The following is a 5,989-nucleotide window of genomic DNA, read 5'->3' as shown; positions in this document are numbered from 1 at the left end:
TTATATATAATAGGTTTTATGAGGTCGGCAAGGTGCTGACCTAACCAACGGAGAAAATTATGTCAAAGTTTAAAAAATTGTCACCAAGACAGCAAGCTAAGTTGGAAAAATTGAAACTAGCTTTTTGCAAGGGGTTTGGTTGCGAAAGACGTTTAGCTGAAGAGTTAGCAAGTAGAAGTGTCGTGGGGGAGTTTGGAAGCAAAGAAGAGTTTGTAAGATTATGGCTTGAAACAAATAATGAAGCTTGGAGAGGGTCTGATCCTAAAATGCTGAAGAAAGTAGTTGATGAATTGTTTGGCCGTTTCTACTTATTCGTAGATGGGTTTGTTTTTTTTGATCATTGGGCTAAATAACAAAATAAGGTGAAGATCATGAGTTGTACAAAAAATAATTTTGACGTGGCTACTTGGCAATCGGTAGTTGTTAATGCTGATGCTAATAAATTCATTGAAATTAGAGAAGATTTTGGCAGTCAAGAATTGGTGGCAGATATTTTAGGGTTGAGCAATCAGAGTTTAATATCTAAGTATGAAAATTTTGAATCAGATATTGACGATAGAGTTTATACGTTATTTCTACTTTTTACTGGTGAGCATCCACACTACCGACTGATGAATAGACATAGTGAGGATGAAGTCTTTGACAATGAAAATGTACCGTTAATAGTAGGACAACCTAAAGGATCTGAGATCAAACGTATTAGGAGTCTTACAAAGCTCAATCAAACTGATTTTGCAAAACTTTGGGGTAGATGCACAAAGGGCGATATATCTAAGTACGAGAAGGGCGAAAGACATATCACAAGTCGATCATGGGCTGTTATCTTATTGGCCACTAACCAGCATCCAAATTATTACCTAATACCTAGAGATAGTGAGTTGGTAGGGTGATAAATTATTTGCGTCAACGCAAATTAAATTGGTTTTATAATCGAAATGAACTACGGAGACACAATGGATAACTCTGAGAACAATGATGGGTATAGCAGCAGCAAGCGCCTTACTGAATACTTTGAAGCTGGGTGTTTATGCTTGATTGTAGGAAAGATTGATCAACCTAAATCTACCAATCTTAAAGAAAGGGCTGATTATTATATGGATAATTGCAATTGTAGTAGGCATCCTGAAAGTGCAAAAAGAGATTGTTGGGATAAAAAAGTAAAAGTGTCTAATATAGAAATAGCAAGCAATAGGTTGGATTATCAAGAAGAGCGTGAACAACAGATAGTTGCCGCAGAGGAGGCATGGTTTAACGATACCTATTCTCATGAATCTAGGAAAGCGTTTGGCCTTGCTAATGCTTTTATCGAAAAAGTGTACGCTAAACATAATATTTGGCTCGAAAAACACAAGACCCAAGATGACAGAAGGGCTAATAGCGATAAAATGTTAGGTGATAACGCCTATGAAATAAAGATTACTGAAGAATATATTCATAAAACCGACTTCCACTCGATAGATGTAACTCTTTTCCAAGAAAATAAACCTTATATTCTACTTTATTGCCAAGCTCGAAGTGGCGTAAAGAGAAACGAGATATCCATTAAAAATATCTATATTCATGAACCTGTGATTAAGAGCCGTGTGAATGAAGATGCTTTCATTTTACCCAATGCCGAAAGTTTGGTTATTAAAAATATAGTTAGCAGTATGATTAATTATAGCCTTAGTTTTAGATAATAAAAATATTAAACTGGCTTTATCAAAAAAACAGTAAAGATTGATATTAGCTGTTAACTACAAAGGTGAACTTTAGATGTCAAACTTAGAACTTAGTGATGATGAAAAAATTCTAGTTAATAATCTGCTTGTAAGGTATGGGCGTAAGTTATCTTCTGATATCAAGATAGCTGATGATAATGGTGTTACTGATTACGAAGAATACTTAGATGATAAAGCAGAATATGAAACTGTAATTAAGTTAATTGAGAAATGGAATGCTGTATAAATAAGCGAATAAATGTTTTCTATCATATAAATATTAATGTATAATATTTATTAAATTTAATTAACTTATTAATAAAAGGTTTAGTTATGAGAGGGATTAATAGAGTAGTAATAGCAGGTAATTTAGGTGCTGATCCAGCAGTTAAGAATTTTAATAATGGCGGCAAGGTAGTTAATTTATCTATTGCCACTCAGGAATACTGGATAGATAAAAATAGCGGTGAGCAAAAAAAATCCGTTGAATGGCATCGAGTAAGCTTATATGACGGGCTTGCTAATGCGGCAGAACGATTTCTGAAAAAAGGGAGTGCTGTATATATTGAAGCTAAGCTGAAGACAAGAAAATACAAAGATGAAGACGGTAATGATAAATACATAACAGAAATTCGTGGTTATGATTTACAAATGTTAGATAGCAATAAAAAAGAAAATGATAATAGTAATGCTAGCACAGCACAGAATAAGCCTGAAGAAGATGATTTTGATGATGGGTTTGATGACGGCTTTGACGATAATAAGCAAGAACAAGTAACTGAATCAAACGAAAAGGTGGATGGTCAGACTGAATATAAAGAAGGTGAAGAAAAACTAGAAACAACTAAAAAAGAAGATGCCGTTGATTCTAATGAAGAGGTTGACGTGGACGATATATTGGACGATTTTTAAAATCGGTAATTAAAGTTAGCGGAGAAAGATATTGATTCACTAAATAGGATTTAGGTGACAATGACTATTAAAGATGAAAATGAACGCCTAATGAAGCGCATTAAGCATTGTTTGGCTATGGCATCATCTAGCAATGAGAATGAAGCGGCCACAGCATTGAGACAAGCTACTAACATGATGAAAAAACATGGTATTAGTGAAGAAGATATGCTGATGGCAGATATCACTTATTCGACAAGCAATACCAAGCTACCAAGAACGGCAGTGCCTTCTTATATTTGTAGATTGTCTGGAATGGTAGCGCGTATGTTTGGCTGCAAGCATTATTACAAATATGATTATGAAAGCGATAAATATAAAGCGTGTTATGTTGGTTCTAACATTCATGCAGAAATAGCGTCTTATGCGTTCGATGTTTTGTCTAGTCAGCTTAAGGATGCACGTAAGTTATATCTGAAGAACGATCTTAGGCGTGTCAGAATTAAAAAGAATAAATATTCACGCGCAGATAGGTTTTGCATGGGCTGGGTAAAAGGCGTTGAGTTATTAGTAGGTAACATTACCCCACCAAAAGCTGATATCAAGCTTATAGAACAAAAAATGCAAAGTGACCTTGGAGCATTGAGCGTTACTAAAACAAGTAATACTGGCAGCAATGCACCACGTACAGGTAGCGTTGACGACTATATGCAGGGGTATATAGCAAGTGATGACGCTGAGCTACATACGGCTGTAGGGGCAAATGAAGCTAAAGCGATGATTGAACAGGATATGGCCATCTAAAAAAGGAAGTGTAAGATGAATAATCATAAGTTGAGTATATTTAGTTTAGATCGAAAGACAGTATTCATGTTTTTATTCATGATTTTTGAAATAATAGTCATGCTAATTCTATTTTCTTTATTGATCAAACTAGATGTAAATATTGAAGGCTTTAAGAGTAAGCTGTCAATATCAATAGCTTTTGTTGCCTTGTTTTTTACATTGGGTTTAGTGTATGACAAGCTTGATCGAAAGTTCTTTGGATATGCTTATTCAAAAAGGTAATATTTTTATTAAAACCGCTAACAAAAATATAAAAATCGACACTTTTGATCACTTGAGTACGAAAGTCTGCTGAGTAAGTCATAATCTTTTTACTTTTTGCTTGTTTTAAAACTACCGTACTACTTTTATAAAATTTTTACTATACCACCAAGAAAATAAATAGAATATCAACATAAGGGTATTAACTATGATAACAAATGAAGGTTTAGTTAGATTATCTGTAGATGGAATTAGTGAGTATAGTCTTGTTGAGGTTGACCTGATTATTTTAGGTAAATCCGCCTATGCTAGTTATGTTTCTGACAATGACGGTATAGATAATTTTATAGATGACTTTGGCAGTTATGATATGGATGCTCTGAATATTAATTTAGATATCTATATTGAAAGTATTGAGAAGATTGAGGAGTATGATAGTAAACATGAGGACTCAAATATTTATGATGTTCTTAATGAATATAGAGTGAAGTATTCTGACTCTATTGATTTTGAATTTTATTGCAATAGCAATGCTTGGCAAGAGAGAGCTTTGGTCGCTATGAATGGTATGTATCTTGAGAAATTATCTAAAGACCCTCATGCTGGTGTCCGTCAAAAAGTAGTTGAGTATCTACTATCTACATACGAGAACGGTAATAGTTTCAATGGCTGTATAGATTTTGCATGCACTGATGATGAACAAGAAGAGCTTATGTTTAAATATTTTACTCCCTTGATTATGAATATTGGCGATATAGGTTATGTTGATAGTATGCTTACGGACGAAGATAGAGGGGTACGATATACCATAGCTAAACTAGGTATTACAAAGCACCTTAATGTCCTTGTAGACGATAAAGACGAATATGTAAGAATGGCAGTTGCTAAAAAAGGACTTGTAGAGCATTTAGAAAAATTATTGAATGATAAGTCCAATGAGGTTCGTAGATTAATCGTATGCAATCAAAATGTTACTTTAGAACAATTAGAAACTATTGCCCACAGTACAAAAAATATAGGCATTATTACCGAATTATTGAATAGAGGTATCTTTTACAAATCCTTCATCGAAGGAAAAACCCATACAATGAATTATATAAAAATGATAGTGGCAATAAAAGGTTATTGTCATGATGTCCTATCACAAGACGATGACTACTCAGTTAGAGAAACTGTCGCAACCTACACCAATGACGTTCATATCCTTCATAAGCTTAGTAAAGACGAAGATAAAGATGTTAGAGATATTGCGCTTCGAAGAATAGTTGTAGGCGAGTAATCGCTGACAATAAAAGTATCAAATAATTATAAATACTAAAGGTGAAATTATTGTGTATGTTTTCATAGCATTGCTGATAGTGGGTTGGGCGATATTCTTTTTTGTCTTAACGGATGGAAAAGTGCCAAAGAAGAAAAACAAAGAAGTAAGCGATGATGTGAAGAGTTATGGAATTACCAGTAAAAAACTAATGACTGAACGTGAAAAGGCGATGTTTAAAAGCATGGAAAGATCTTTGCCTGAATGTTATATATTCTCACAAGTATGCTTAGGAGCGATACTAGACGCACCATACCAACATAGAGGTAGGTTTGCTCAAAAAATGGCAGACTACGTGGTTACTGATGATGAATTTAATATATTGGCTGTGATTGAGCTTGATGATAGAAGCCATATCGGTAAAGAGAAAAAAGATGCCAAGCGTGATGAAATGGTAGAAGCTGGTGGCCATAAGGCATTGAGATACCCAAATATACCGCCAAGAAAAGAACTGAGACAAGATGTTTTAGGAGAGGTGTATGAAGGTTGATATTGAAGCAGATAACAATGAATTAGAAACCCAGTGTGAAAAAGTAGATGTAAAAGTAGAAAAGGTTAATAGAAAGTCACGGCATTTTGCATTGGCAATACTATTATTTATAGTTTTCCTAATAGTGGTATTAGGCGTGGTTTTTGTGGTTGAAGATGATTATGATCTCTTTGAAAAAAGTTATGATTATGGGGTGAATGGGGATAATAGTTGGCAAAGTAATAAAATAGACTTAGGAGACGCTTCTTTTTATGAGCCAATTAGTCTTGACGAGTCTTCTGTGTCGATTGATGATTTAGAGCAGCAGGTTGAGCTAAGTAAAATTGGTGACAGTATATATTTGATACCTAAGCGAGATAATAGTGTAGATATTTATGAGAGTGGTGAAAACCAATTAATTATAAAAATAAGAAATTAATATAAGGAATAGCAGTCTGTCAGACGGGCTTTCCGTTCCAATGCCGTATCATTGCGACTAAGGGTAGCTAAGCATAAAATTGTCTCATTCGAGCCAATTTTAAGCAAGCTTCCCTAAGCCTCAAC

General features: G+C 34.3%; 9 protein-coding genes. All 9 read left to right on the top strand.

What is annotated here, in order from left to right:
• Window positions 1-59: 59 nt before the first annotated feature.
• The 9 genes from INT03_RS01515 (at window position 60) to INT03_RS01475 (ending at window position 5,864) form a co-directional block, all read left to right on the top strand.
• The gene (locus INT03_RS01515) at window positions 60-353 is read left to right on the top strand and encodes a hypothetical protein (RefSeq protein WP_193007296.1); all 294 of its coding nucleotides are present in this window, start codon (window positions 60-62) and stop codon (window positions 351-353) included.
• A gap of 18 nt (window positions 354-371) precedes the next feature.
• A complete protein-coding gene (locus tag INT03_RS01510; protein WP_193007295.1) occupies window positions 372-890 on the top strand; it encodes a hypothetical protein in 519 nt (172 codons plus the stop codon).
• Window positions 891-953: 63 nt separating this feature from the next.
• Window positions 954-1,679, top strand: a complete 726-nt coding sequence (locus INT03_RS01505; protein WP_193007294.1) for a hypothetical protein — start codon at window positions 954-956, stop codon at window positions 1,677-1,679.
• A 76-nt stretch (window positions 1,680-1,755) separates the two neighbouring features.
• Entirely contained in the window at window positions 1,756-1,947 is a 192-nt protein-coding gene (locus INT03_RS01500; protein WP_193007293.1) for a hypothetical protein, read from the top strand.
• Between the two features lie 86 nt (window positions 1,948-2,033).
• On the top strand, window positions 2,034-2,612 hold the full coding sequence (gene ssb / locus INT03_RS01495; protein ID WP_193007292.1) for a single-stranded DNA-binding protein: 579 nt from the start codon (window positions 2,034-2,036) through the stop codon (window positions 2,610-2,612).
• 60 nt (window positions 2,613-2,672) lie between these two features.
• Window positions 2,673-3,395 carry a DUF2786 domain-containing protein gene (locus tag INT03_RS01490; protein WP_193007291.1) on the top strand — a complete coding sequence of 241 codons (723 nt, stop codon included), beginning with the start codon at window positions 2,673-2,675 and terminating at the stop codon, window positions 3,393-3,395.
• A 451-nt stretch (window positions 3,396-3,846) separates the two neighbouring features.
• Window positions 3,847-4,917 carry a HEAT repeat domain-containing protein gene (locus INT03_RS01485; RefSeq protein WP_193007290.1) on the top strand — a complete coding sequence of 357 codons (1,071 nt, stop codon included), beginning with the start codon at window positions 3,847-3,849 and terminating at the stop codon, window positions 4,915-4,917.
• Between the two features lie 121 nt (window positions 4,918-5,038).
• Complete coding sequence (locus tag INT03_RS01480) at window positions 5,039-5,446, top strand: DUF2726 domain-containing protein (protein WP_193007289.1); 408 nt, start codon at window positions 5,039-5,041, stop codon at window positions 5,444-5,446.
• A complete protein-coding gene (locus INT03_RS01475; RefSeq protein WP_193007288.1) occupies window positions 5,436-5,864 on the top strand; it encodes a hypothetical protein in 429 nt (142 codons plus the stop codon). Before INT03_RS01480 ends, INT03_RS01475 begins: the two co-directional genes overlap by 11 nt.
• The last annotated feature ends 125 nt before the right edge of the window (window positions 5,865-5,989 follow it).

Source organism: Psychrobacter sp. PG1, from assembly GCF_014897815.1.
In the GTDB taxonomy this organism is placed as follows: Bacteria; Pseudomonadota; Gammaproteobacteria; order Pseudomonadales; family Moraxellaceae; genus Psychrobacter.
The sequence above is the reverse complement of the archived record's forward strand: the minus strand, read 5'-3'. Positions and strand labels throughout refer to the sequence as shown.

Coding starts and splice junctions, on each gene's coding strand:
- INT03_RS01515 (WP_193007296.1), top strand. CDS start 60: ATGTCAAAGTTTAAAAAATTGTCACCAAGACAGCAAGCTAAGTTGGAA.
- INT03_RS01510 (WP_193007295.1), top strand. CDS start 372: ATGAGTTGTACAAAAAATAATTTTGACGTGGCTACTTGGCAATCGGTA.
- INT03_RS01505 (WP_193007294.1), top strand. CDS start 954: ATGGATAACTCTGAGAACAATGATGGGTATAGCAGCAGCAAGCGCCTT.
- INT03_RS01500 (WP_193007293.1), top strand. CDS start 1,756: ATGTCAAACTTAGAACTTAGTGATGATGAAAAAATTCTAGTTAATAAT.
- ssb (WP_193007292.1), top strand. CDS start 2,034: ATGAGAGGGATTAATAGAGTAGTAATAGCAGGTAATTTAGGTGCTGAT.
- INT03_RS01490 (WP_193007291.1), top strand. CDS start 2,673: ATGACTATTAAAGATGAAAATGAACGCCTAATGAAGCGCATTAAGCAT.
- INT03_RS01485 (WP_193007290.1), top strand. CDS start 3,847: ATGATAACAAATGAAGGTTTAGTTAGATTATCTGTAGATGGAATTAGT.
- INT03_RS01475 (WP_193007288.1), top strand. CDS start 5,436: ATGAAGGTTGATATTGAAGCAGATAACAATGAATTAGAAACCCAGTGT.